Consider the following 26,184-nt stretch of genomic DNA (forward strand, 5'->3'; position numbering starts at 1 on the left):
TACTGTAGAAGGAATTAATAATAAACTCAAATTAATCAAAAGACTTGGATATGGATTTCGTAACTTTAGTAATTTTAGATTACGTAGTTTATTAAACTGGCACTTTAGTATTAATTCTCCATAAAAGGGACGCAAGAGCCAGTAAACTTTGATATGCTAAAGGTATACCAGGATCAAGATCCCGATTTGCCCATAATACTACCGTCTGCCATGTTCTTTGAGGTTTATATTGGTTTAAATAAAGAAATGCTTCTGTAATTAATCGCCAGTATAAATTATCATCACTTTGAAATTGTACTTCTACAAAATAAATCGGGTCTTGCGGGTACTCTGGTTTAGGTAAAAATAAGCCATCTATCCGTCGGGCTAATTCTTTGATTTCCACAGAGGAAAATTCGTAGTGTAAAGCTAGTGTTGCTGACTGTTCTAGCAGTTCAAATAACACACTGGGGAGATTTTGGAGTAATGTGTAAAATATCGTGTCTGTCTTCATTTTATAACTAGAAGTTGAAGTTAAGCAATATTTTTTCAAACATGGTAGCGATAGCGAAGCGCGACCTAGTAATCGCTCTCCATTTCCGACTTATTTAGATTGTATCAATCCCCAGAGTGATTTTTATCTAAATTAAACTAATGACAAATTCAAGCAAATTATCTCTGAAGATTGATTCAAAAAATATTTAATTAAATTATTATTCAGTATTGATTGAACGACAAAATAGATTAAAAAAATATCAAATGAAAATTCTTGATTTTGCTATATCTAGATTGCAGTTAGCATCCAGACTTTTATTTGTGGCTTTTGCTTGCGCTTTTCTATTTTTAACTACTGCTTTTCCGGCTTTAGCTATTAGTAGTTATCAAAGTAACCCCAGAGAAGGAACAACACAACTATTGGAAACCCAACGTCAAACCGATGAAGCAGCTAAAGCTCCCCCATTGGGACTAAAAGAAACTCAAGAAAAAACCAAGAGAGGACTTAACGAAGTTCAGGGAGATGCTGATATTGATAAAATGAAGCGTCCCGGAAATTCAAAAAGTGCAACTTCAGTACCAGAGGAAGTAGAAGGCTTTTTAGAAAAAATTACAGGTAACAAGAAGTAAATATCATTTATAAAGCACAAATACCATATTCCCATTTTCTTCAAGAATTTGGGGATATGAAGAATTTTCCACTTAGCTTGATGATCTGAGAAAATAACAGCATATTCCTAAATAGATAAAAAGAAATCAACATTAATCTTACCTTTGATTGATGTGGATTATGTCTATCTTTTGAGACCTTATATTTAAGGTATTTATGTGCTAATTAGGATGAATAATCATGACCATACATAAAATAAACATTGGTTTGACAGAGCAACAGCGTCACGGGGTGATGAATTTGTTAAATCAAGATTTAGCAGATGCCTATGTATTGCTAGTAAAAACGAAAAAGTACCATTGGGATGTTGTCGGTCCACAGTTTCGCACCTTGCATAAACTTTGGGAAGAACACTATCAAGAACTGACAATCAATATTGATAAAATAGCTGAAAGGATTCGGACTTTGGGCTGTTATCCAATCGGCACAATGGCAGGATTTCTAAGTTTGGCTACCCTCAAAGAACATAGCGGTAAAATTCCGACAGCAACCAGAATGGTAACTCAATTGGTAGAAGATCATGAGCAGATTATTCGCAATTTAAGAAATCATATAGATCAGTGCGGTGAAGAATTTCATGATCAAGGTTCTGCTGATTTTTTAACTGGGTTGATGGAAAAACATGAAGAAATGGCGTGGATGTTGCGCTCATTTATGGAAGGAGAAGCCCTAGAATCGGATGGTCAAAAACAAGCAGGAGGAACTAAAGTTCCGGTGGGTGTGTAATTGATAATTGTCAATCTAAAATATTAGGAGTAAAGAAGTGCCAGAAACATATCAAGCAGAGCGTACCATCTCCGCTGTATTTAAAGAAGAGAAACAAATTGATACTGTAATTCGGCGGTTAATAGATAGAAATGTTCCCAAGGATAATATTTCGGTCATGGGGAGAAATTTTCAGTCAGAAACGCGAATTTCTGGCTTTATTACGAAGCGAGATGTGATTCTCGGAGGTTTGAGAACAGGAGCAATTTTTGGTTCTTTGTTTGGTTCGTTCCTGAGTTTGTTAACAGGTGTAGGTGTATTATTTGTTCCCTTTGTGGGGCCAATTGTGGCAGCAGGTCCGATTGGGGCAATCTTATTGGGGGCTGCAAGTGGAGCGATCGCTGGTAGTGCTGGTGCTGGTTTAGTCTCAGTTCTGACTGCTTTGGGAATGCCAGAGGACAAAGCTACACTCTATCAAACTCGCTTAGAAGCTGGTGAATTTTTAGTCATGGTAGAAGTGCCGAGCGATCGCACTGGTGAATTTCAATTAATTCTCGAAAGCGCCGGCGCTGAAGAAATTAACACAATTGAAAAAACACTACCTCATCCTTGTCCAGGAATCTGTAACAGTGCAGATGATTTATCCCCTGAAGTTCGCACCCATCTTTCCCCAGAAGCCCAGAGGATATTCATGCAACGTTATAATATTGCACTGAATGAAAATATGGATGAACTTACATCTGAACAAATGGCTTGGGATGAGGTTCACAAACAATTTGATGAAGACGAAAATGGAGTTTTTTCAAAAGTTAAAGTTTTGCGCTAGGGATATGCAAACAACAAATTGCCCAATCTAGTAAAAAAATATTTACCCAGTTATTAATCTGGAGAAATACTCTTGTGATGCGGGCATACTATCGCTAGAGCCACGCTGCGCTATCGACAAACTCAGTACAAGTCTTGCCCGCTATCTAGAAATCAATACAATATGTGCCTCAATATCGGAGAAAGCTTTACCACGAGCGCGGTCACGGCGATTCTTTTCGTGACATTATGTGAAAACAAAAATCCTGTAAATCCTTAAATCCTGGATATCATCTCGACTTCGCTCGATAACCACCTGATTCTGACAATTATTTAACTGTTGGGTTTCCTTGCGTCAACCCAATTTACATAAATGGTCTAAATTAAGTCGGTAATAGAAAATTGTCGCTGTTTCTCAAGGTCGTGTAAATGAATTTTTTCTATATATATGGCTTCAGCATAATATTTGTCTTTTTCGGGTTCAGCTTCAGGATCTATTTTTTCCCATTGTTCCATAAAATAACGATAGCGTTTTTCTCTGAATACTCTTTCCATACAAGCTAATGCTGCTTGGATAACGTGAGGGGTTCGCAATATTTCTGTTTTATTTTTTTCGTTGAGATGAAATATATGGGAAACTATGTCTAATTCTTCCCCTAATTCTAAATATCTATTTTGCACGCTGGAAATTAAATCAACTTCATCAATTGTAAATTCTGCCATTTGTTGCCACAAAAAGCGATGATGAGAAAGACTAAATTCTAAATTGCGGGTTTCTAAATCTTCAATAATTATTTGCCGCTGCTGGGAAGAATGAAGATATATTATTAATAATAATGCTTCCGCTCGTTCTAGTAAACTGCGTTCTGTGTGGACTAAAGATAGCTTTGGGGTTTTAGCAGGTGGTTTACTTGTGCGCGGAATTGAGGATTTTATACTACCGGGTTTAATTTGAGTGAGGAGATTTTCAACTCTTAAGGGAATAAGTCGAGTATCTCCTAAACTCAATATTTCTGCACAGTAAGAAACATAATAATTAAGTGTATCACTATTAACTATATTTTGCAATAGTTTAACAATTTGTTGGGTGACTTGTTGAAAATCAGTAGCTTGGTTTAAATCTCGATTTTTAATAATATTTTGAATTTGCCAATCTAGCCAAAGTGGCGCATTTGTTAATAATTGTTGATAGTCTGCTGAGCTGTGACTATGTAAATATTCATCAGCATCTTTCCCATTAGGTAAGTTGAGAATTTTTAATTGGACTTCCCCAGCATAAGCTAAATTAGCAATTTCACCAATTGCTCTTTCTGTGGCGTTTGTTCCGGCTTTGTCTGCATCGAAATTTAGGATTAATTGTTTGGATTCGGTGTAACGTAATAAGAGCCGAACCTGTTCGATACTTAAGGCTGTACCCAATGAAGCAACGGCGTTATTAATTCCGGCTGCATGGAGAGCGATCGCATCAAAATATCCCTCTACAACTACCGCTTGATCTACTTTAGAAATACCGTCTTTCGCTTCATCTAAAGCAAATAAAGTTTTGCCTTTACTAAAAAGTTCTGTTTCTGGAGAATTGAGATATTTCGGTTGTTCATCGGTTAAAGTTCTGCCACCAAAAGCAATGACTCTGCCTTGAATATCACGAATGGGAATCATTAGGCGATCGCGGAATACATCATAATATCCGCCCCCTTCTTTCCGGGGTTTAATTAATCCTGCTTGTTCTACCAATTGCACCGGATGATGTTTACTTTCCACCAAATAACGGTAAAGAGTTTCCCAACCCGCAGGAGCATAACCTAAACCAAATTGTTGAATTGTTCCTTGTTGAAATTGACGACTTTTTTCTAAATACTCTAATGCTTTTTGTCCTTGAGATTGCCTTAAAGTGTGTTGATAAAATTGAGCAGCAGAAGCAAGAACAGTATATAATTGATCACGTAAAGATATCTGCCGTTGTAACTCTTGTCTTTGTTCAGGTTCTAAAGTTTTAACAGGTACTTGATAACGCTTGGCTAAATCTAACACCACATCTGCAAATTGGCGTTTTCCCAAATCCATGACAAACTTAATTGCATTACCCGCAGCTTGACAGCCAAAACAATAATACATTTGCTTATTGGGACTGACGGTAAAACTAGGGCTTTTCTCGTCATGAAAAGGACATAACCCCACAAAATCTTTACCCCGTTTCCGCAAGACCACATACTCCGAGACTACATCAACAATATCAGCCCTGAGTTTCACTTCTTCGATAGTGTCTGGATGTAAACGAGGAATTTGCATGAGGACTCAAAGATTATAACTGACATCCATTATATAGCAGGAGTCAGGAGTCAAAGATTAAGTAGGGGTTTAGCACTGCTAAACCCCTATACCTGTTCCCTACCTATTCCCTGTTTCCTGCTCTCTATTACATATCAGATGCACCAGTAGCAATCAAACGTCTGAATAAAGCTGCTGACCAACCAGTTTCTTTAAGCACCGCAGCGGAAGAAACTTCTACATAAGCTTGTTCAATAAAAGCTAAATCAATCATGCAAACTTTAGCCAAGGCATCTTTTAATTCATCTGATTGACCATCAGTTTTGAGTTTTTTGCCGACTTTATCAACCACAACTGCCATTGCTGGAACTACGTGCTGAGGAGCAATACCAATTTTCACATGAACCAAGCCAATGTGCCAACGACATTTTGCATATTCATCGCCCCAATTATCCATACCTGTAAACATTTGATTAAACCAGTCAATAAAGGTGGCGTGTAAACGATGAGCGCGTCCCTCAGTGGCATTTAAAATGCCACTCATTTCTGCATCTCGTCCCAGGTAGGCATAAAAATGATTTGCCATTTCTTCTGCAACTGCTTTTCCCCAATCTGTATTTGCTTGCATTACCTTTTTATCATCAGCAGTCAGACCAATCCGGGTTTCCATAGTGGTCAAAAAAGCGCGAGGTTCAATAGCCATGATGAGTCCTTAAAAATAGTTAAGTGTGGATTTAATTAACTTTTGCTTATACCCTATAAAAAATAGAGTATAGAAAATTTTCAAAATTTGGTATTTCTACAAAGGAGTGAATTCAAACACATCATGAGTACCACCTCTGAGGACTGATTCAGTATGTAGTCCTCTAAATTTTTTACTCATGAGTTGCTCAACAGCACCCCAAACTGCACCCATAGTAAAAGTGCATTTACGGGGTGAACCAGCAGGCTCACCAGCAGAACAAAAAGTTTCCGAAGTGTAGACTTTTACAATTTCACCTTCAGCCACAATCTTATCAATAATACACAAACAAGTACCTTCTTTACCTAATGCCTTTTTTAATTTTTCTGCTGCATCATCTAATGAAAGTGTAGATCCTACTAAACCTAAATCTTCAGCTAACTTTTTACCTCTAGTACGACCGGCTGTGGTTAGGGCAATGGCTGTAGCTTTTTCACCAAGAGCTTCTTCCATGCCTGTAATAGCAGCTTTAAAGCAGACAATACTATTAAAATCCCCTAATTCTTTTCGCATGATTGACATAATTTAAACTCCCAGTTAGAGCATGATATACATTGATAATTCAATGTAGATTTAATTAACTTTTGTTGATACTTTGTAAAAGAGAAAAGATGGAAATTTCTCAAAATGTTAGATTGTACCAATAGAAGTATAATTAAGCTGTTTTACTCCGCAGAAAACCTACTAAATTTTTGAGAAATGATTGACTAACTGCTGGCTTTTGAGCGGGTTCTGGAACTGGTTCAACTATGGGTATTTCGTAAGCAGAAACTTCTTCGGTCATGGAGACAGAAGTAGCCGCAACCATAAAATGTTCTTCTGCTAAACCGATCACAATGAGACGAAAAGCTATTTGCAAGACTGTATCTACGGAGAGATTAAGTTGATTGGCAATTTTGGCTAGAGCAACTTCACCATTAGCAAATTCCCAGACTTGCCACTCTTGAGCATTTAGTTGTAACCGGGGCTGTTTTGCACTTAATCCTGCTAAACCGGAAGTAGGATCTGGTAGTTTATCAGATAAAGCATTCCAGTCTCGTAATGCTCGCAAACCGATCAAGATAACTTCAGTAGCGGACATACTCAAACCTGTCATTTCTCCTAATGGTAGTGCTGTGATAGGTTCAAATTTAAAGTGACCATCTTTTATTTGGAATAAAGCACAAACTGGGCGGAGAACTTGAGAGTTAAATAATAGTTTGAGTTGTTCTGGTTGAATTAAATTTTGAGATTTTAGGCATAGTCCCAAAGGTGAATTAATAAAACAGGAGGAAATGTGAGTGACTCTAGAAATTACTCGTTCACTTACCCATCCTCGTTGGGCAATCATTAAGGTTAAACCTTGTTGATCTAAACGGTCGGATGCCGCGACAACCCGTCCTTGGTGCAGCCAAATGTAATAAATTTGTTTGGTGTTAGTTTGATTTTTGTCAGATGACAATTCAATGTGAAGTACACCTGTTTTTCTGCCTTGATCTAAAAATTGCAGTAGTTCTGGCAAAGAAAAATCTGCAAAGTTACCAGTAATAGACATAATCGGCCTCCCGTATTAATAAGAGATTTATTTAAATCCAAAATTCCAATTTGTACTTTCAAAAAAGCCTTTAGCTCTCAACTGCACAGCTTTCCATCAAGTGCTGGACTAAATGAATTACTGCTTCAGCGACTGAGTCTCTTTCATTAGGATTGACCTTCACTAGAGGAGGCCGATTCTGTTCATCTACATAACCAATTGCCAGATATATATCTTCTTCTGCCCAAGCTCCAGGAAAATCTGTATGGGTAATACCAATAATCATAGGTACATTTACCCGTGCTTGCATGAAGTTGATAATATTCCGTGCCTGACGAAACTCTCTTGGTCTATGGGCTGCTATGAGTACAATATAAGCGTGTGCTTTATGAATGAGAATATCCCACATAAAGTCAAATCGCGTTTGACCAGGTGTTCCATAAAGGTGCAATGCCATCTCTGGACCAAATTGCAATCTGCCGAAGTCAAAGGCTACAGTGGTTCTTTTCTTCAGCAATGCTGTTTCATCAGTTGCACGGGTATCTGTATCTACAACTTCAATTTCACTGACAGAACGGATGAAAGTAGATTTACCAGCCCCTACAGTTCCCGTGACAACTAAGCGCATAACTTCCATCTTCATCCACTCCGCACAAATGCTAAATATTGTTCACATTTTTTCTGATTTTACCGCATCAACATCGGTACTATGTAGTCAATAGTTTGATATGACTAATCTAACCTTAAGTAGAGAGTTTTTCAATACCACTAGCATTCGTCTAGGAGGGAAATCTAAACAAGTTGCCTGTAAGGCGCTTTTATTTACTGGACGATCAGCTTTAATTCTGAGAGAACGCGCTTAATTTCCAGCATTAGTAATCCTTGTTTGGCACTTTCACTGGCTAAAACTAGCAGTACGGCATCTTGACCACAACCAGTTAAGATACCAAAGCCTTTATTGCCTTCTACAAAGATGCGGTCAATAGTTCCTCTGGCTAATTCCATACCAATTCTTTCGCCTAAAGATAACATAGATGCGGACATGGCTGATACTCTTTCTTCATCCATGCCACCTGGTAAGCTTGCGGCTAAAGGTAGTCCGTCAGGAGTAACGAGTGCTGCTCCCTGTACATCAGTAGTACCGCTGACAAAGTTTTGTAAAACCATGCTGAGTTTTTCTGAGTTGATAGCCATGATGATTATTCTCCGTTGTTTTAAATGGGACAGTGAGTAGGAAAATCAAGTAAATACGGTGGAATCAAACAAACTCTTTTTACTTGTAGTAGTACAGTATCATTTATTTTAAAGGAATAATGATGGGACTGTGTAAATGGATGCCTCTTTTTTAGTATCTCTGTGATTTAAATTATGCACCAGTCACAATTAAGATGATACCGAAAAAATACTGAATTTAGGTTTTCTGATTATTAATATAAGTTAAGATTATCTTTTGAGCCTTTTTGTGGGTTTAGGCTGTATAATCTATATGGCATCAGCTTTTTGGCTGATTTAACCAATGTCAATTTTGAGTATTTTGTTTTAATTTTTGTTGAGAGTGTTAACTATAGGAAGTTTTAAGTATTGTGTATTAATTTTTGTCAAGATTATCAAGTATGTCTACATAAATGTGATTAGGATAAAAGATTGCAATCTGGTAATGACTACATCAAGGAAATTACGTGCTATTGACTTCAAATATCTTCTTCTAAGTATGTCAAAAAACTATTGGCTAGGATAGCAGCTTGGGTGCGATCGCGTAAATGCAGCCGATTCAAAATATTGGTGACATGATTTTTAACTGTACCTTCGGAAATATACAGTTTTTTGGCAATTTCTCGATTATTATCACCAATGGCAATTAACCGCAAAACTTCTTTTTCTCTGGGGGTAAGTTCTGTGAGGTTCGGTGGTACAGCTAAGACAGGTTGGGATAAGGTAGCCGGAAATTGAGTGATCAGTTTTTTGACTATTCCTGGGCCTAGTTGGGAGTATCCTTTGTCAACTGCACGAATGGCAACTGCTAACTCTTCTGAGGGTGTATCTTTGAGTAAATAACCCATTGCGCCATTTTGTAATCCTGCTTTTACATATTCATCATCATCAAAAGTTGTTAATATGAGAATTTTGCTGTGAGGAAAGTGCTGATTAATTTCTTTGGTAGCCGCAACTCCATCCATGATAGGCATTCTGATATCCATTAAAATTACGTTGGGTTGTAATTTTTTAACTAGATTAATTGCGGTTTGTCCATTTTCTGCTTCTCCTACAATTTCTATATCTATTTCTAATTCTAATAAGGCTCTTAAACCTTGACGAATTAAACTTTGATCATCTACAAGTAAGACTGTAATCATTTTTGTTAGTGATTGGTAATTAACTATTGTTTTGCTGAATCTTGATATAAATAAGGGATATCAACTATTATTTGACAACCATGATTATGGCTGCTGTTAATCTGAAATTCGCCTCCTAATGCTAAAGTGCGATCGCGCATACTTTGTAACCCAAATCCAGTAGTATTTTGCCCCACATCAAAACCTTTGCCATTATCCTGAATGATTAACTTTAACCCTGCTAAAGTTGTTATTAATTCTAATCTAACTTCTGTAGCTTGGGCATATTTAGAAATATTCGTTAATGATTCTTGAATAATTCGATAAATAGGAGTGCTAATTTCTATAGACAAGGGAGAAATAATAGAAATCTGACAACTAGGTAAAATGCCATTATACCGCTGAAAATCCGCCGCAAGAATCTTAATTGCCTCTTCTAAAGTTTGTCCCTGTAAAGGATGGGATCTCATAGTAGAAACCGATTGACGGACATCTTGTAAGGCTTTTGAACCGAGTTCTTTAGCAGTGGCTAAAAACGTCATTGCTCTAGGTATATCATGTTTGGATAACTTTAAAGCAGTTTCTAGTTGCAGATTTAAAGCCGTCAGAGAATGTCCTAAAGAATCATGAATTTCTCTAGCAATGCGGTTGCGTTCTTCCAAGGTTGCTTGACTTTCAATTTTCAAAGCATATTGGCGGAGTTTTTCATTGGCAGCTTGCAGTTTATCTCGACTTTGCCGTTCAGCCAAAACAGTATTCATTAGTAGTAAAACAAATACTAAACTTAAACCAAATAGAACTGCCAAACTAAAACTAAAAAATCTAAATCTTTCCTGAGCTATTGGTGAAAATTTTCCAGGAGGCATCCGTTGCCTGAGGGTAAATAGAAATAAAATAAATGAAGATAAAGTAACTGTTAATCGTCCAGGAAGTTGAAAAATTAAACAACTACGAGTTACTAAAATTAAATAGAGAAAGGGAAAAAGTCTCGCACTTCTACCACCGAAAAAACCAGTAATTAAAATTAAAATAACTTCAATAGACGTATAAATAATCTTATTGGTTTTATTGGAAGTGGGCAATCTTAACCCCATTAAACCAAAAATTGTTAAACTACAAATTGTCAATTCTGGATACATTGCCGAAAAGCGCGGTGAGGGAGATGGCATTAATGCCATTAATGCTGAAAATCCCAATAATAGCCATTCTAAATACAAAAGAAATCGAAAAGGATGATTATTAAACTGAATAGGACGATTCATGATTTATTGATAATTGATATAGTTACAAGGCTGAATCCCTCAACCTGACTTAAAATATTTGTATCACGATTAGATTAAAATGGAATAGGGGTAAGATATCTGAATGCTAATGTCATGACTAAAGTAATGGGTGTAGACGTGACCTTTGCCTCATGTGGTTACTGGGTGTTAGTCTCTAAGATAGAAACATAGAAAACCGACATAACCAAACATAACCAAAAGGTAACTATGAAACTGAAGACATTATCATTAATTGCGGGTACTCTGGCTTTAACTTTAATCGCAACTCCCTTTGCAGTTCAAGCAGAACAAAATTCATCTTCACCCCAACCTGGTCAGGAATGGCAAAAAAAAGGTTCATTCAAAAAGTTGAATTTGACCGCTGAACAAAAAGCGAAGATGAAAGAAATTCGTAGCAATACCCGCGCTCAAATCGAGGCTGTTTTGACACCCGAACAAAAGACTAAATTACAAGCCACAATGGCAGAATATAAAGCTCAACGTCAACAAGGACAACGTAAAGAAGGACGTGGTAAAAAAGGTGATATTTTTGCTTCATTAGGCTTATCCACCGAACAAAAAGCTAAAATGAAAGAGATTAGAGAGTCATCAAAACAACAAATGGACGCGGTATTAACTCCTGAACAGCGATCGCAAATGCAGCAAATGCGGGAAAATATGCGTTCTCGTCGTCAACAAAATAACCCCCAATAATTTTCAACTATTCAAATCAGAATAATACATCAGGGGTGGGTATAAAAAACTCATCCTATTTTTGTGCTACGCATCTTTTAAAAACATCCTTTTTTTGACTGAGCTTTAAACTCACCAACTTTAGTTTCTTATCTGTTCCCTATTCCCTGTTCCCTTTTTTTGTAATTTTTTACTCCTCTTTTATGAATTAAATTCCGTAATAACCGATTGTGACAGTTAATAGTGCGGAATGTGGGATATAAATATTTTTGATCAGCAACGCCCAAAAATTAAATCCCCGACTTCATTAAAAAAATCGGGGATCTGAGAATGATAATATTTATGATTACTTGTGGGTGATATGTTTTAGCAACCCTTCACAGGCATCCACTAGTAAATCAATCACCTGATTAAAGCCCTCAGTTCCGCCATAATAGGGGTCTGGAACTTCCTTGAGGGTGTGTGTAGAGCAAAAATCGCACATCAACTTAACTTTAGAATGATATTGCCCAGAAGGGTCAACAGCGAGGATATCATGATAATTACTCTTGTCCATTGCCAAAATCAAATCAAACTCTTGAAAGTCACGGATTTGAAATTGACGTGCTTGGCCAATGAGTTTAAATCCTAACTTGTTTTCTGCTGCGGCGCTCATGCGTCTATCTGGTGCTGCACCGATGTGATAACCAGCAGTACCGGCAGAATCGCAAAGAATTGTATTATTTAAACCTGCTTGGTCAATGAGATGATTCATAATATTTTCTGCCGATGGCGATCGGCAAATATTACCAAGGCATACAAACAGTAGCTTATAAGGCATAATATTTTGATTTAAGTTTTGTGTCAGTTGCCAGTTATTTTACACTACTGACCACTGACTACTAACTAATGACTACATTCCAGGTAATTCCAGTCCACTGGTTAAATCTTCCATCCGTTCTCGCATGGTTTCGGTGGACTTTTTATAGGCATCTTTCATTGCCGCAGCGACTAAATCAGAAAGCACTTCTGGTCCTTCTGCTAAAGCAGAGGGGGCAATTTCTACTCGTTTGGGTTCTTGGTTGCCACTGACAACAACTTTAACAAGTCCACCACCAGATTCTCCGAGAATCTCCATTTGCTCCAATTCTTCTTGAAGACGCTTTGCATCTTCTTGAACTTGTTGGGCTTTTTTAAATGCTTCGGCTAGTTCTTTCATTTTGCCTAAGCCAAAGCCAAATCCCTGTCCTTTTTCTGCCATAACTGGTTATCCGCTGTACGATTGTTTACAAATCAAATTCAATTATAGATGCGATGAGTAATTGGTAATGGGTAATTGGTAATTGGTAATTGATAATAGGGAAAATCCCTGCCACTTGCCTTTAACCAACCGCTTGAAACTCACCCAACATTTTCACTTCTGGTTCTAGCCAAATTGACCAGCGTTCTTGCACTTCATTTTGAACATGACGGATGAGGGAGAAAATATCGCTGGCTTTCGCTCCTCCCCGATTGACGATAAAATTAGCATGAAGTTGGGCGACTTGCGCTCCTCCCAATTGATAACCTTTGAGTCCGGTTTGTTCAATTAACCAACCAGCCGTATAAGGTTTAGGATTTCTAAATACACTGCCACAACTAGGATAGCTGTAAGGTTGGGTGCTAAGTCGGTGTTTTTTATGGTCTTTAGTTCTAGCTGTCACTTGCACAGGATCGGCTCCTGGTTGCAGTTGGAAGGTGGCTTGAGTCACAATCCGCTTACCACCTTGTAGCTGTGAACTCCTGTATGTGTAACCTAATTCCTCTGGGGTGAGAGTTGCCAGAGTGCCATCGGGGGAAAGAACTTGAGCGCTAACTAACATATCTGCGATACAGCTACTATGCGCTCCAGCATTCATTACTACTGCACCGCCCACAGTTCCGGGAATACCCACAGCCCATTCTAATCCTTCCCATCCTAAAGAGGCTGCGTCCCATGCTAGAGTAGGGATGGGTTCTCCGGCGGATACAGTTAATTGACCTGTAACTGGGTTAAAGTTTTTAGACCGGAGATGCCGAGTGGCGATGACTAGTCCGGGTATGCCGCGATCGCTCACCAACAAGTTAGAACCAGCGCCCAATACTGTGATTGCTAAATTATGTTCTTTTGCGTAATCAATACTTGCTTGTAACGCATCTAAATCGTATGGAGAAACATAGCACTCAGCCTCTCCACCAACTCGATAAGAAGTAAACGCTGACAAAGAAGTATGGGTTTTCAAAGGACAATTCGTCCCTGGTAAGTAAATTAATTTACTATTATCCACATCATCTTTCATTTGCAGTTGTGGAGTTAAGTTGGAAAATTCGCAGATTTTGCCAAATCCCTGGGAAGTTATCATTTTTACTTCAATTAGTGAATTTTTGACAGTTGTTATTTATAAAAACAGACAAGGTAGTGAAGACATCAATTAACTGTGAAACTCAGCCGACAACAGGGTTTTACTCCTGACTGGGTGAATTTTGGTGCATGACAGTGAATTGATGAAAATACTACTAGAGTGCAGTTATTAGCCTAAGAAGTGGCGATCGCTGGTTCACTCATCATGGTAATCAGTTCGGGAATAGCCTGATTTAAGTTACCCGCACCTAAAAACAGCGCCAAATCCCCTGGACGTAAGGTTTGCAGTAAAAACTCACTAACCAAAGATAATGTTTGTTGATAAACCACTTCAGGATTATGTTTACTAATCGCAGTCGCTAAATCCTGTCCACTCACCTGTCCTAAATCAGGTTCACCCGCACTGTAAATATCCGTCAGCACGACCAAATCAGCATGAGTAAAGGACTCAGCAAACTCTTCTAAAAACGTTAATGTCCGCGTATAACGATGAGGTTGGAAGATAGCAACTACCCGTTGTCCCGGTCTAGCTTGCAGACGAGCAGCAGCTAAAGTTGCACGAATTTCACTAGGATGATGAGCATAGTCATCAATAAAAGTCACCCCAGCCGCTTCACCTCGGAACTCAAACCGTCGTCTTGCACCTTCAAAGGTAGCAATACCTTGGGCAATTTCTGCAAAATCTAATCCCAAAACTCTACCCACAGCCACTGCTGCTAGAGAATTGCTGAGGTTATGATGACTCAATAGCTGTAAATTTAATAAACCCAAAGCTTTGCCCTTTTCCCATACCAAAGCCGTTGTTCCATCAGCCCGATAATCTATATTGGTAACGGTGTAATCAGCACCTTTATCCGGGTAAAGACTATAGGTAATAGTTGGTTTCAACCTATCGCGCACTGTATCACAATCAATGCTCCCCACCAAAGTTTTGCAACCCTGAGCGAAGGTTTGGAAGGTATCAACCACCTCTTCCAATGTCTCGTAGTGGTCAGGATGATCTAATTCAATATTAGTAATAATACCAATCTCTGGAGCGTGTTTTACCAGAGACCCATCGGACTCATCCGCCTCTGCTACTAAATAACGGCTTGCGCCCATTCTCGCATTACCTTCCCAAGCCTTAACTTCACCACCAACCAAAATTGTCGGATCAAGTCCAGCTTGTAACAGCATATAACCAATCATACTACTAGTCGTAGTTTTGCCATGAGTTCCTGCCACAGCAATACTGTAATAATCAGCAATCAAAGCTGCGAGAACATCAGAACGATGCCAAATGGGGCAACCTAATTCTAGAGCCGCCTTATACTCCAAATTACTAGCATTAATGGCTGTAGAACAAATCACTTGGGGTAAAGTTGTTTTCACAGCAGACAACTTTTCTGGAGAAGTTAATGGTAGGGTATTAGCCACTACTTCTGGCAGAAAAAATTCCAAATTGTTGGCTTCTTGTTTACTGAAAATGTGAGCGCCCAGGGATTCTAACTTGTGCGTAATATGGTTAGCACGCAAATCTGAACCGGATACTGGCAATTGAAGTTTAGTTAGAACATAAGCCAAAGCAGACATTCCAATCCCACCAATCCCAATGAAATGAAATGGTCTGCCACTAAAATCTATAGAATTACTCATTTTTATTTACCTCTTACACCACACCACACCAGAATCACATAAGACACGCGTATCATAACAGGATTTTGATTGTTACAGATCCTAACTATGCCATCCAAAATATTCATCCCTGCTGAATGATTAAATTTTGACTTTCGTTTTGCCCTGTGAGCCAGATTACCCCCCGGTCGAAAATTCTTGCTGTTTTTAATCTGCTCATAAGATTATTCTGAAAATTTCTGCTACATCGGGAAAGAAAATTGTGTAAATTTAAATACATTTTGCTATGATTGTTTTAGAACTAAGTAGCATAGACTGAGATATAGCAATTTGCATCACTTACCAAAAGCCTCTGTCGGAATTGACTACAATAGTACATTGGTAGTGAAATTATTGTGCAATTGATAAAAATCATCATTGGGAATAGGGAATAGGGAATAGGGAGAGGAATTTTCTTTATCCTGACTCCTGACTCCTGACTCCTGACTCCTGACTCCTTCTTATAAAATTCTGTATTTTTTTTGTTGATCTAAAACTTTCTCGTTATAAATGGCCGCCCCCTTTGCGATATGATTGGGGTCAACGATATCAACTTATAGGCATAAATACAGAGGGCAAGACACTGTGATTAGAGTTGCAATTAACGGTTTCGGGCGCATTGGACGTAACTTTGCACGCTGCTGGGTGGGGAGAGAAAATAGCAATATCCAACTGGTTGGGATTAATGACACATCCGACCCTAGAACTAATGCTCACCTGCTTAGATATGACTCCATGCTAGGCCAATTAAAAGGTGTAGATATTAGTGCTGATGATAACTCCATCACAATCAATGGTAATACAATTAAATGTGTATCTGATCGCAACCCAGACAACTTGCCCTGGAAAGAATGGGGAATTGACCTGATTATCGAATCAACAGGCGTTTTTACCAGCAAAGAAGGAGCAATGAGGCACGTAAATGCCGGAGCTAAAAAGGTTCTGATTACGGCCCCTGGTAAAAATGAAGATGGTACTTTTGTCGTTGGTGTCAATCATCATGATTATGACCACAACAAACATAACATCATCAGTAATGCTAGTTGTACAACCAATTGTTTAGCTCCCATTGCCAAGGTATTAGATGAGAAATTTGGTATCATTAAAGGCATAATGACTACTACCCACAGCTACACAGGTGATCAGCGTTTATTAGACGCTTCTCACCGTGATTTGCGTCGGGCTAGAGCAGCAGCTATCAACATTGTTCCCACTTCTACCGGTGCAGCAAAAGCAGTAGCTTTGGTACTTCCTCAGTTGAAGGGTAAGCTAAATGGTGTGGCTTTGCGTGTACCAACCCCTAACGTTTCTATGGTGGATTTTGTAGTACAAACTGAAAAGCGCACTATTGCCGAAGAAGTTAATCAAGCGCTGAAAGAGGCTTCTGAAGGTTCTCTCAAAGGCATTTTGGGTTACACCGAATTGGAACTTGTATCTTCTGACTATCAAGGTACAGATGAATCTTCTGTTGTTGATGCCAGCTTGACTCTTGTTATGGGCAATGACATGGTGAAGGTTATGGCATGGTATGACAATGAATGGGGTTATAGCCAACGGGTTCTTGATTTGGCGGAATTAGTAGCTGCAAAATGGGTTTAATTGTCCTTTGTCAGTAGTCAGTTGTCCTTTGTCAGTTGTTCTTTGTTTGAAGACCACTGATTAATGGAATGGGCGCAGGCCCTGCGCCCCTACATGGAATGGGCGGGGAAACCCCGCCCCTACTGAGCAAAATGTTGAAATCCCTGGCTGAGGTTGAGAACTTGGTCGGGGATTTCTGCTTTTTCTTGGTGTAAAATCACGTTTGAGCCTGGGGTAATTGTGCCAATGATGGCTGCACCTGTGCCTAGTTTTTGCACTAATGCTAATGCTGGTTCTGGTGGTAAACACAGGACTAATTCAAAATCTTCGCCACCGTAGAGGGCATATTCTAATGATTTTTCTGGTGTTAGCCACTCTTCAAAGGCTGATGGTAAGGGGATTTTACTAGATTCTATAACTGCACCGACTTGACTGGCTCGACAAATTTGTAATACTGCGTCTGCTAAACCGTCGCTGCTATCCATACCAGCAACGGTAATTTTAGATTTTAGATTTGGGACTTCGACTTCGCTCAGTCGAACGATTTTGGATTGGGATTCTAAAATTTCCCACAAAATAGGTAAGACATCTAAACGGGGGTTAGGGCGTTGGTGGGCGGTAATTAAGGCTGCCTTGGCTTCAGTTTTGAGGTTTTGACCGATTGAGGGATTTAAGAGTAGTTCTAAGCCTGCACGGGACGCTCCATGTATACCTGTGATGAGAATAGCATCTCCTACTTGAGCGATCGCACGACGGATGATGAAATTGGGGTTGGCTTGACCAAAGGCGGTAATTGCTAAAGTGATAATGGGCGATCGCACAATATCACCACCAACTATGGGAACATGATATTTTGATAAGCATTCTGTCATGCCCTGATATAGTCGCTCCACCCAACTTACAGTTACATCACCGGGTAAACCTAGTCCCACAGTGATGCCCACCGGAGTCGCCCCCATTGCTGCTAAATCGGACAAATTCGCCGCCGCAGCCCGCCAACCGGCATCCTCTGGGGAGGTGGTAAGATCACTAAAATGCACGCCGTCAACGAGCATATCTGTAGTAACTATCAAAGATTGATTTGGTAAAGTTTCCAATACTGCCGCATCATCACCAATAATATCCGGTGGACAAAAACGTTGTAATCTTTCTAAAAGACCTTGTTCACCAATATCTCTAACTCGTAGGGAAGATAAATTATTATTCATAATTAAATTTACGCATTAGTTTACAGATTAAAATAAAAGTATCATCTCGGAGACTATTGATATGGTTTCTACTGTTGGCATCACAGACACTATTAAAAGCTTGAGTGATTTACAAACTCGGTGCAACTTACATCAAGCAGAAGATGAAAACTTTTTTAACGAATGGTTAACAGACTTACCCCAACTCAATTCACAAGAACAATCGGGTGTCACTCGCATCAAACAGCGTTATGATTATCATCGCCTTGATGGTCTATTCTTAGAAGGGACAATTAATCTTTTAGTAGTTTCACCACTTTTGGAACTTGCAGGTTTTCTAGATTCACCTTATAGAATTCGCTCACCCTATGGCATAAATTTAGAAATTGAAGAACCAGAAGAAACAATTCGTGGTTTTATTGATGTCCTAGTTGTCCAGGAAAAACTTTGGATTTTTGTGGTTGAATCTAAACGAAATAGCATTCCAGTTGTCGCAGCAATACCGCAGTTATTAGCCCATATGTTAACTACTCCCCACCGGGATAAATCTGTATTTGGTATGGCTACAAATGGCGATGAATTTATATTTATAAAACTAGCTATCACAAACAAACCTGAATATGACGTATCACGCACATTTTCCCTATTTCCTCGACGACATGAATTAGCTGAAGTGTTGCAAATTTTAAAAAGATTAGGAGAATCCTGTAGGGGCGGGGTTTCCCCGCCCTCTTGATTGTATTGATTATGCAAGTTTTTGTCGAAATTAGGGGATACTACAGATAGTTATTTTTTTACTTTACCAAATGAGTGACATCAAAAGAATAGACACAAACGCCTATGTGACAGTACAAGGGCAATATGCTGTAGTTAATGAAGGTTCTGGATATGCGATCATCAATACTCAGACGAAACAGGTAATTGCCCGCAATATATCATCTTTCCTGGATTGTGTAAAAACTTTAGAGTATATCTTCAGTAATGCTGAATCTCAAAATTCAGATCCAATCCAAACCTCTGCTTTTATTTCTGAACCAGACACTCCTCCTAAATCAGTTCAAGAAAAAATTAATTATGAACCTAAAAAACTAGATGAACTAGATTTTGCACTTGTAAGAAGTCTAGCCTCTTATTTTGAAGAAATGAATGGTAAAATCCGCCACTACCGTAAAGATCATAATGCTTCAGAAGAAGAAGCAGATGTAATAGGGAGTTATTACCTAAAAACTGCTGGTATTGTTAGGGGTGTTAAAACTCAAAAAGATTTGGCAGAACTGATCGAACATATAGAAAACCTCAAGGAAAAGGTTAGTATATACAAGCATGAAAGTTATAAATATCGTTGGTCTACAGGTTTAGAAAAAAACGTTCTAGCTAAATTAAGGAAAATAATGGATACACTCAAGAGTTAATTAGAAAAAGTTGTGAACACTGCGAGAGTTAGATCCCCGATTTCTTTAAGAAGTCGGGGATCTTGTTCTTCAATAATTAATTAAGCTGCTTGAGGTTCAACTAAATTTTCTCCACCTTGAACAACAGTTGCTGATTCAATTTTGTCACCAGCTTTGAGCTTATCTAAAACCTCTCTACCTTCAGTCAAATAACCAAACACAGCATAACGACCATCTAAAAGATTACGTCCTGCGGGAGTAAGTTCTGGTTCAAAAAGGAAAAAGAAAACTTGAGAAGAACCACCATTTGCTTCACTTTCTGGACGTGCCATAACTAACGCACCAAAAGATGAAAATGGTAAAACCGGCATATCTAAATAACGCCCAGCTTCTTCGAGAGTAATGCCATAAGTTGGTTCTTTTTCGCCTTGGACTAAAATTTCTAAAGGAACAGCCCGATATTTGCCAGTTTGAGGGTCAATAAAGCCGACTTCTTTACCTACAGGATCTCCGGTTTGGAGAAAATAAGATTCTTCCGAACGGGTAAATTCTAAACCGTTATAAAAACCTCTTTGTACCAAATCCACAAAATTACCAGCAGTCACAGGGGCGCTATAGCCATCTACAACTACAGTCAAATCACCTTTATTAGTTTTGAAAGCAATCGTAGCGCGTCCTTTGAGTTGGGGTAAATTACTATACTCAGCCGGGACTTCAAAGGGGAATTCCTTCACCATTGATTCTTCTAACAAGCTGACAAGATTGAGTAATTTAGCTCTTCCGTCAAGAATGGGTTCTTTTTGTTTAGTTTTAACTACTTCTTGCAGTGCTGTAATGCCAGATTTCAATTCAGTCATCCAAGCTTGGGCTTGAGGTTGGCGTTCTTCCGGAACGCTTGCTAATATTTGGGAAGGTTTATCGAGTATCCGCAATGCCTGTTTGAGGTCATTATTAACTGCACCCCATCGTTTATTTGCCCGCAGTTGGTTAGAAATGTCTTCTAAACGGTTTTGCAGTTTACGTACAGGTTGATTATCTATTGGCAGTGCATAGCGCAACAAAGCCTTACCGTCGGTAATTGCGTTTCCTGCTGGTAAGCCGGCGTTACTAGCGGGAGTCCACCCAGCCGTACTTGTGCCTAAAAATATTGTTAATAGCAATATTACCTTTAGGCTGTTCTTCACCCAGGACTTAAATAAGTTCAACATGAAATTTCCCTTTCTTCAGCATCAAAGTGTTGACTGGAAGTAACTCATTGATTATCTTCCCACATTGGGGGACTGGGGATTGGGGACTGGGGACTGGGGATTGGGGACTGGGGACTGGGAAGAATATTTATATTTATTGCCTATTACCTTTTTCCTGACAACTGACCACTGACAATTAACAATTAACAACTTATGACCCTGGAAGGTTACAATAAATGCCGATTGTCTTGCAAAATTTGAAAGTTTCATGATCTCTAGTAACGACTTTCGACCTGGTGTTTCAATTGTATTAGATGGTTCGGTTTGGCGCGTGGTAGATTTCCTTCACGTTAAGCCAGGCAAGGGTTCTGCCTTCGTGCGGACAACACTGAAAAATGTCCAAAGTGGGAAACAGTTAGAAAAAACTTTTCGGGCTGGAGAAAGCGTTCCCCAGGCAACTTTGGAAAAGGTGACGATGCAACATACCTATAAAGAAGGCGATGAGTTTATCTTTATGGATATGGAAACTTATGAAGAAGGTAGATTAACTTCAGCGCAAATTGGCGATCGCGTCAAGTACCTTAAAGATGGTATGGAAGTGAACGTGATTCGCTGGGGTGAACAGGTTCTAGAAGTAGAACTACCTAACTCTGTAGTTTTGGAAATTGTGGAAACAGATCCTGGTGTTAAGGGTGATACTGCAACCGGTGGTACTAAACCAGCAAAATTAGAAACTGGTGCAACTATCATGGTTCCTTTGTTTATTGCCCAAGGGGAACGAATCAAGATTGATACCAGAGAAGACAAGTATTTAGGCAGGGAATAATTTTCCTATTTTTTGATACCAATTTGGAATAGTGAGGAATACAGCAGGAGTCAGGAGTTAGGAGTCAAACATCAGGAGTCAAACCCTGTTGTGGCATAAGTTTAATTCATGCCAATTGAGTTCCTAATCACCTGGAAAGTTGCCATAAAATCCAAAATCTAAAATCGTTCGACTGAGCGAAGTCGACTGAGCGAAGTCGAAGTCCAAAATCTAAAATTGGTGCTAATGATTTCAATCCCTTTTTTATAGAGGGATTAAATCCCTGCCTTACTTAGAATTTTAATTTAACAGTTAGGTCGAGGTAAAATAATTGTGACATTAGACTTTAATGAAATCCGTCAGCTATTAGTAACTATTGCCCAAACAGATATTGCGGAAGTTACCCTCAAAAATAATGAATTTGAGCTAACAGTCCGCAAAGCTGTCAGTTTTAGCAATAATGCTCCAGGAACGGTTAGTGGTGTGGTGAATGCTGGTGTAACCCAGTTGGTATCTACAGCCTTACCAAGTTCCACTGAGGGGGCTGTAACCAATAAAGTTGTTGATAATTCAGTCGCCCAACCGCCTCATTCTGCTTCACCAATTAATCAAAAATTAGTTGAAGTACCATCACCAATGGTAGGGACATTTTACCGTTCCCCAGCCCCAGGAGAAGCGGCGTTTGTGGAAGTAGGCGATCGCGTCAAAGCTGGTCAAAGTGTCTGTATCATTGAAGCTATGAAACTAATGAACGAAATTGAAGCCGAAGTCTCAGGACAGGTGATGGAAATTTTAGTTCAAAATGGTGAACCCGTAGAATATGGTCAGCCTTTAATGAGAATTAACCCTGATTAAATAGGGAATAGGTGACAGGTGACAGGGAACAGGCAATAGGGAATAGGGAATAGGGAATAGGGGACAGGGGGAATACAATATATTTCCCAATGACCAATGACCAATGACCAATGACCAATGACTAAAGCGGATAATTTTTCTGAAAACTTGCGCGGGTGAGAGGTTGTTGTAATTCCACACCTTCACCCCCTAAAACCTCTAAAAGCTTGCCATTGACTTCGATATATACTTGAGCTTGAGGATTTAAACTGGTAGCAGTATATACAACTTGTCCCACACGCCCCATCATGGAAGTGCTACCTCCACCAGTGGTAAAGTTTTCAGACAAATTTACATGAACATCATTATTTTCTGTTTTGAGTCCCAATAGTTGAGTGCCTTGGGGAATAGTAGTAGAGTCTGTGCCTTCACTTGGTCCCGCTAATAAAGTTTTAAATGCTGCTTCTAAAACCTGATTGGGTTGGGTAGCAGCAACTTTAAAGGGTTGGGGAACTAAATCCAGGCGATTTTCCTTGGATCTGAGCCAATATATACTAGCAGTCTGTTCATTACCTTGCTGAGTTGTTGATTGCTTGATGGGCTGTTTAATGATTTGTGAAGAGTTATCAGGTGTAGAATTATTGGGAGTCTGGGCAGAAAACCAAGCCACACCACCGCTGACCACGACCACTGCTGCGGAAATAGCTGCTACCACACCGGAAGAAATACCGTTAGTTCTTTGTTGGTTATTCATAATATAAAACCTACTGGATTGACGATGGAAATAGTATTTGTAAGATAAGTAGCCTGTTTATAAACGTTCTTCCCCGGTGTAAATCTTGGCTTTTGATTTGGACATGAACTGTTATTGCTAGTTTTGCCTCTTGCCACTCCAATTGTAGAGTGATCTTTGCAAGTCCGTTACCTTTCCCTTTATCTAAATCCTATGGTTTCTTGAAAAAACTTTTAAATTAGACTTGAGTAAAATATGGTAAGCAAATCAAATAGCAGTAAATAAACGGATTGAATTTTCAGTTTCACTCCTGACTCCTGACAAAGGGCGCAGGCCCTGCGCCCCTACCTCTTGATATAATCAAATTTTCAAGGGCAATTTCCCGAAAAATGAATTGATAAATACTATAATTAATAATCAATCCCTTATTTGTGGTTGTTATGGTTGTTACTGCTTCGACCCACAAGATTACCTGGGAACTCTTGCCTGAAGATTTTGTTTTAGAAGATGAACCAGTGGATAATGTTAATCAACCTTCTTTAGCCGCTGCACTGACGGAAAGCCTGCAACTGGCAGGGAAACTCCCAGAAACAGCCCTGGCTACGACCAATTACGGCATTTGTACCGCAGTGAATGGCAAAATTGTCATCAAAGCACCTGATTGGGCTTACATACCCAAAATTACCGTGTCTAGAGAGGAAATACAACGTAGTTACACTCCTCACAAACAGGGTGAAATACCGGTTGTGGTGATGGAATTTCTTTCTGATACAAATGGGAGTGAATATTCCAGTAAAAGGACTTTTCCCCCTGGTAAATGGTTTTTTTATGAAGAGGTGTTAGAAGTTGTAAATTATCTAATTTTTGCACCTGATACGGGTGTTTTGGAATTTCATCATTTACAAAGTTCAGGAAAATATCAATTACGTTCCCCTGATGAAAATAACCGTTATTGGTTAGGGGAAATGGATTTATTTATTGGTGTATGGCAAGGAAAGCGCGAAAACCGTGATGGTTATTGGTTGCGCTGGTGGGATAAGGAGGGTAATTTGTTATTGTGGGGGTTTGAGTCGGTTGAGAAAGAACGAGGAGAAAAGGAACAAGAAAGACGAGAAAAGGAACAAGAAAGACGAGAGAAGGAGATGGCTTTACAACGGTTAGCGGAGTTGGAGAAACGATTACGAGATGCGGGAATTGGGGATTAGGAATTACCCAGAAGAACACGCGACTCGAAAACCACTACCGTAGTTACTGCCACCAGCAGCTATGTAATTACGATAGGCACTACGGCAATTTTCAGGATCTTGAAGCCAAGAACCGCCGCGTAATATGCGTTTATTGTCGTGTCCAGTCCAAACACTACCATCATTAGGTGCATTTGTATAGTCTTTATGCCAAGCATCTTCGCACCATTCCCATACATTGCCGTGCATATTATATAAACCAAAGTTGTTAGGGGGAAATCCGCCTACATCTGTGGTTTGTTTGTATTTGTTATTATGATTAACTACATCTGTAGTAATGGTTTCACCGAAGTAAAATGGAGTTATGGTTTTGGCTCTACAGGCATATTCCCATTCAGATTCACTGGGTAAGCGATACATTTTACCTGTATGTTCCCCCAATCTAGCACAAAATTCCTGGGCATCTAACCATGATATTTTTTCCACTGGCAGATTTTCACCTTGAAAGTATGAGGGTTTGGGGTTTAAATCTCTGTTGATTTTCGGTAAACTGGCGATTTTTTGCCATTGTGCTTGGGTAATTGGGTATTTTCCTATGTAGAAAGGTGAAATTGTCACGTTATGTTGAGGTTTTTCATTTTTATATCCCTCTCCGTCTGGTGAACCCATAGGGAATGTTCCACCAGGAATACCTACCATTTCTAAAAATAAATTATTTCCTAAATTGTCTCTAAAAACTATGGGTTGTTTTGGGGAAACAATTTTTGTACTAACTTGCCGGAACTGACTAGGAGAACTGGTTATTTGTGAAAGTTGTTGAGGTTGCAATACTGATAAAATTTCTGTTGCTGACTGAAAGCGATTTGAGGGTAAGTCTTGCAGCATTTTATCTAATATTATTTCTAAGTCCTGATTAACAAATATATATTTTTTCCATACCCATTGCATGATTGTTAAGTCAAATAGTGGATCAGTACCATCGGGTTTTTGGAAATATCCTGTTAATAATCGAATACAAGTTACAGCTAAACTATAAAGGTCGCTGTTGGGATAAACTATGCCGCGAAATTGTTCTGGTGGTGCATAACCAGGTGTACCTGTAACTGTTCCCAGTTTAGTGAGAATGTTGTTACCTACGTCTTTGGAAACTCCAAAATCAATTAGGTATAAAGTGCCTGTTTGCGAATGTTTAATAATATTTTCTGGTTTAATATCTCTATGAATTACTTTATTGTTATGAACAAATTTTAAAATATGTAATAATTCAATCAATATTTTTTTAACTTCAGATTCGCTAATTTTTCCCTTTTGTCGGAGTTCGGTTAATAAATTTTGACCTTCGATAAATTCTTGAATTAGATAAAGTCTGCCTTCTTGGGGAAAGAATGCGAGTAAATCTGGAATATGCGGATGTTTCCCTAAATCGTTGAGTCTGAATGCTTCTTGTTCAAATAAATCTGTGGCTTTTTTTAGCGCAGCACTTCCTGATTGTTGGGGTAAAAATTGCTTAATGACGCAGGGGGTATCTAATCTTTGTTCGTCTACTGCTAAAAATGTCCTTCCGAAACCACCTTCACCAAGAATGCGGACGGCACGATACCGTTCTTTCAGCACTATTTGACTGCCACAGGATTGACAAAGGATAGTTTCTGGTGGGTTTCGATGTAGACACGCGGGGTTAAGGCACTGACTCATAAATCCAGCTTGCAGTTAATTATCTCGGTATAATTGTAGGATGAGTTTAGGTAAAAATTATTTTAATTGATTAAATTTTTTCTCTGTAATACTTAATTTTTTGGTTATTTCATA

General features: G+C 39.0%; 28 protein-coding genes. 11 read left to right on the forward strand and 17 right to left on the reverse strand.

Annotation, left to right across the window (positions count from 1 at the left end; all coding sequences use genetic code 11):
* Positions 1–124 (forward strand): transposase (locus FJR05_RS26165; protein WP_168642427.1); only part of this gene is annotated, 124 nt, incomplete at its 5' end.
* On the opposite strand, the gene FJR05_RS26170 is transcribed toward FJR05_RS26165, so the two are convergent.
* Entirely contained in the window at positions 92–493 is a 402-nt protein-coding gene (locus tag FJR05_RS26170) for an Rpn family recombination-promoting nuclease/putative transposase (RefSeq protein ID WP_254447127.1), read from the reverse strand. The genes FJR05_RS26165 and FJR05_RS26170 overlap by 33 nt on opposite strands.
* A 245-nt stretch (positions 494–738) precedes the next feature.
* Between FJR05_RS26170 and FJR05_RS26175 the strand changes: the two genes are divergently transcribed.
* The 3 genes from FJR05_RS26175 (at position 739) to FJR05_RS26185 (ending at position 2,675) form a co-directional block, all read left to right on the forward strand.
* Positions 739–1,104, forward strand: coding sequence for a hypothetical protein (locus tag FJR05_RS26175; protein WP_168646811.1), 366 nt, complete (start codon positions 739–741; stop codon positions 1,102–1,104).
* 226 nt (positions 1,105–1,330) lie between these two features.
* A complete protein-coding gene (locus FJR05_RS26180) occupies positions 1,331–1,870 on the forward strand; it encodes a Dps family protein (RefSeq protein ID WP_168646873.1) in 540 nt (179 codons plus the stop codon).
* Positions 1,871–1,907: 37 nt separating this feature from the next.
* Positions 1,908–2,675, forward strand: coding sequence for a ChaB family protein (locus tag FJR05_RS26185; RefSeq protein WP_168646812.1), 768 nt, complete (start codon positions 1,908–1,910; stop codon positions 2,673–2,675).
* 356 nt (positions 2,676–3,031) lie between these two features.
* Here FJR05_RS26185 and dnaG read toward each other — a convergent pair whose 3' ends face one another.
* The 8 genes from dnaG to FJR05_RS26225 all read right to left on the reverse strand — a co-directional run bounded on the left by dnaG (position 3,032) and on the right by FJR05_RS26225 (position 10,771).
* On the reverse strand, positions 3,032–4,942 hold the full coding sequence (gene dnaG / locus FJR05_RS26190) for a DNA primase (protein ID WP_168646813.1): 1,911 nt from the start codon (positions 4,940–4,942) through the stop codon (positions 3,032–3,034).
* A 127-nt stretch (positions 4,943–5,069) separates the two neighbouring features.
* Entirely contained in the window at positions 5,070–5,624 is a 555-nt protein-coding gene (locus FJR05_RS26195; RefSeq protein WP_168646814.1) for a protoglobin domain-containing protein, read from the reverse strand.
* A 96-nt stretch (positions 5,625–5,720) separates the two neighbouring features.
* A complete protein-coding gene (locus tag FJR05_RS26200; RefSeq protein ID WP_168646815.1) occupies positions 5,721–6,185 on the reverse strand; it encodes a hydrocarbon-binding protein in 465 nt (154 codons plus the stop codon).
* 133 nt (positions 6,186–6,318) lie between these two features.
* A complete protein-coding gene (locus tag FJR05_RS26205; protein WP_168646816.1) occupies positions 6,319–7,197 on the reverse strand; it encodes a DUF4388 domain-containing protein in 879 nt (292 codons plus the stop codon).
* Between the two features lie 70 nt (positions 7,198–7,267).
* Positions 7,268–7,813, reverse strand: a complete 546-nt coding sequence (locus FJR05_RS26210; RefSeq protein WP_168646817.1) for an ATP/GTP-binding protein — start codon at positions 7,811–7,813, stop codon at positions 7,268–7,270.
* A gap of 185 nt (positions 7,814–7,998) precedes the next feature.
* The gene (locus FJR05_RS26215) at positions 7,999–8,370 is read right to left on the reverse strand and encodes a roadblock/LC7 domain-containing protein (protein WP_168646818.1); all 372 of its coding nucleotides are present in this window, start codon (positions 8,368–8,370) and stop codon (positions 7,999–8,001) included.
* Positions 8,371–8,867: 497 nt separating this feature from the next.
* Positions 8,868–9,530 (reverse strand): response regulator transcription factor, encoded by a 663-nt coding sequence (locus FJR05_RS26220; RefSeq protein WP_168646819.1) that lies wholly within the window; start codon positions 9,528–9,530, stop codon positions 8,868–8,870.
* A gap of 23 nt (positions 9,531–9,553) precedes the next feature.
* The gene (locus FJR05_RS26225; protein ID WP_168646820.1) at positions 9,554–10,771 is read right to left on the reverse strand and encodes a sensor histidine kinase; all 1,218 of its coding nucleotides are present in this window, start codon (positions 10,769–10,771) and stop codon (positions 9,554–9,556) included.
* A 228-nt stretch (positions 10,772–10,999) separates the two neighbouring features.
* Here FJR05_RS26225 and FJR05_RS26230 point away from each other — a divergent pair, with 228 nt between their 5' ends.
* Complete coding sequence (locus tag FJR05_RS26230) at positions 11,000–11,485, forward strand: Spy/CpxP family protein refolding chaperone (RefSeq protein WP_168646821.1); 486 nt, start codon at positions 11,000–11,002, stop codon at positions 11,483–11,485.
* A 325-nt stretch (positions 11,486–11,810) separates the two neighbouring features.
* Here FJR05_RS26230 and FJR05_RS26235 read toward each other — a convergent pair whose 3' ends face one another.
* From FJR05_RS26235 to murC, 4 genes are all read right to left on the reverse strand, one after another.
* Positions 11,811–12,284: a low molecular weight protein-tyrosine-phosphatase gene (locus FJR05_RS26235; protein WP_168646822.1), complete on the reverse strand. Its 474-nt coding sequence runs from the start codon at positions 12,282–12,284 to the stop codon at positions 11,811–11,813.
* Positions 12,285–12,356: 72 nt separating this feature from the next.
* On the reverse strand, positions 12,357–12,704 hold the full coding sequence (locus tag FJR05_RS26240) for a YbaB/EbfC family nucleoid-associated protein (protein WP_168646823.1): 348 nt from the start codon (positions 12,702–12,704) through the stop codon (positions 12,357–12,359).
* Positions 12,705–12,825: 121 nt separating this feature from the next.
* Complete coding sequence (murB, locus tag FJR05_RS26245) at positions 12,826–13,824, reverse strand: UDP-N-acetylmuramate dehydrogenase (RefSeq protein WP_168646824.1); 999 nt, start codon at positions 13,822–13,824, stop codon at positions 12,826–12,828.
* 173 nt (positions 13,825–13,997) lie between these two features.
* Positions 13,998–15,458: a UDP-N-acetylmuramate--L-alanine ligase gene (murC, locus tag FJR05_RS26250; protein ID WP_168646825.1), complete on the reverse strand. Its 1,461-nt coding sequence runs from the start codon at positions 15,456–15,458 to the stop codon at positions 13,998–14,000.
* A 603-nt stretch (positions 15,459–16,061) separates the two neighbouring features.
* Between murC and FJR05_RS26255 the strand changes: the two genes are divergently transcribed.
* Positions 16,062–17,075 carry a type I glyceraldehyde-3-phosphate dehydrogenase gene (locus tag FJR05_RS26255; RefSeq protein WP_168646826.1) on the forward strand — a complete coding sequence of 338 codons (1,014 nt, stop codon included), beginning with the start codon at positions 16,062–16,064 and terminating at the stop codon, positions 17,073–17,075.
* A 119-nt stretch (positions 17,076–17,194) separates the two neighbouring features.
* On the opposite strand, the gene thiL is transcribed toward FJR05_RS26255, so the two are convergent.
* The gene (gene thiL, locus FJR05_RS26260; RefSeq protein WP_168646827.1) at positions 17,195–18,262 is read right to left on the reverse strand and encodes a thiamine-phosphate kinase; all 1,068 of its coding nucleotides are present in this window, start codon (positions 18,260–18,262) and stop codon (positions 17,195–17,197) included.
* A gap of 61 nt (positions 18,263–18,323) precedes the next feature.
* Here thiL and FJR05_RS26265 point away from each other — a divergent pair, with 61 nt between their 5' ends.
* Together FJR05_RS26265 and FJR05_RS26270 are read left to right on the forward strand one after the other, a co-directional pair.
* On the forward strand, positions 18,324–18,977 hold the full coding sequence (locus FJR05_RS26265; RefSeq protein WP_168646828.1) for a type I restriction endonuclease subunit R: 654 nt from the start codon (positions 18,324–18,326) through the stop codon (positions 18,975–18,977).
* 70 nt (positions 18,978–19,047) lie between these two features.
* Complete coding sequence (locus FJR05_RS26270; RefSeq protein WP_168646829.1) at positions 19,048–19,653, forward strand: hypothetical protein; 606 nt, start codon at positions 19,048–19,050, stop codon at positions 19,651–19,653.
* Positions 19,654–19,733: 80 nt separating this feature from the next.
* Here FJR05_RS26270 and FJR05_RS26275 read toward each other — a convergent pair whose 3' ends face one another.
* A complete protein-coding gene (locus tag FJR05_RS26275) occupies positions 19,734–20,840 on the reverse strand; it encodes a peptidylprolyl isomerase (protein WP_168646830.1) in 1,107 nt (368 codons plus the stop codon).
* Positions 20,841–21,087: 247 nt separating this feature from the next.
* Here FJR05_RS26275 and efp point away from each other — a divergent pair, with 247 nt between their 5' ends.
* Together efp and accB are read left to right on the forward strand one after the other, a co-directional pair.
* Positions 21,088–21,645, forward strand: coding sequence for an elongation factor P (gene efp, locus FJR05_RS26280; RefSeq protein ID WP_168646831.1), 558 nt, complete (start codon positions 21,088–21,090; stop codon positions 21,643–21,645).
* 312 nt (positions 21,646–21,957) lie between these two features.
* Positions 21,958–22,479, forward strand: a complete 522-nt coding sequence (accB, locus tag FJR05_RS26285; RefSeq protein WP_168646832.1) for an acetyl-CoA carboxylase biotin carboxyl carrier protein — start codon at positions 21,958–21,960, stop codon at positions 22,477–22,479.
* 121 nt (positions 22,480–22,600) lie between these two features.
* Here accB and FJR05_RS26290 read toward each other — a convergent pair whose 3' ends face one another.
* Positions 22,601–23,212 (reverse strand): GerMN domain-containing protein, encoded by a 612-nt coding sequence (locus tag FJR05_RS26290; protein ID WP_168646833.1) that lies wholly within the window; start codon positions 23,210–23,212, stop codon positions 22,601–22,603.
* Positions 23,213–23,631: 419 nt separating this feature from the next.
* Here FJR05_RS26290 and FJR05_RS26295 point away from each other — a divergent pair, with 419 nt between their 5' ends.
* A complete protein-coding gene (locus FJR05_RS26295) occupies positions 23,632–24,396 on the forward strand; it encodes a Uma2 family endonuclease (protein WP_168646874.1) in 765 nt (254 codons plus the stop codon).
* 3 nt (positions 24,397–24,399) lie between these two features.
* Here the strand turns inward: FJR05_RS26295 and FJR05_RS26300 are convergent, their stop codons facing one another.
* The gene (locus FJR05_RS26300) at positions 24,400–26,070 is read right to left on the reverse strand and encodes a bifunctional serine/threonine-protein kinase/formylglycine-generating enzyme family protein (protein WP_168646834.1); all 1,671 of its coding nucleotides are present in this window, start codon (positions 26,068–26,070) and stop codon (positions 24,400–24,402) included.
* Positions 26,071–26,184: the final 114 nt, after the last annotated feature.

It is taken from the genome of Dolichospermum sp. UHCC 0259, from assembly GCF_009711935.1.
In the GTDB taxonomy this organism is placed as follows: Bacteria; Cyanobacteriota; Cyanobacteriia; order Cyanobacteriales; family Nostocaceae; genus Dolichospermum.